This window comes from Opacimonas viscosa, from assembly GCF_024199005.1.
Taxonomy (GTDB): Bacteria; Pseudomonadota; Gammaproteobacteria; order Enterobacterales; family Alteromonadaceae; genus Opacimonas; species Opacimonas viscosa.
The window spans coordinates 1-260 of record NZ_JANATA010000195.1 but is presented as its reverse complement, the minus strand read 5'-3'; the positions used below and the strand labels follow the sequence as shown (position 1 = coordinate 260).

Genomic DNA, 260 nt, shown 5'->3' with positions numbered 1-260 from the left:
CGGTGGCGGCGCTGGTCTGCACGCTGATCTTTGCCCGCCCGGCGATGGGTCTGATGGCCGGGGGCGGCTGGCAGGAACCACAGGGGTTTGATCTGCCCGCCGCCTTTGCCAAACGCAAGAAGCCGGGTCGTCGCGAATACCTGCGCGCACGGGTGCGGAACGGACAGGTGGAAGTGTTCAAATCCGAAGGCTCGGGCCGCATCAGCGGGCTCAGCTGGGCCGAAGGGCTGGTGGAGCTCGGTGATGGCGCGGCCGAGATC

Annotated in this window: 1 protein-coding gene; it reads left to right on the top strand. The window is 68.1% G+C overall.

Annotation, left to right across the window (positions count from 1 at the left end; genetic code table 11):
* Nucleotides 1-260, top strand: a 260-nt coding sequence (locus NLF92_RS13280; RefSeq protein ID WP_254102715.1) for a hypothetical protein, incomplete at both ends; no start/stop codon positions are given.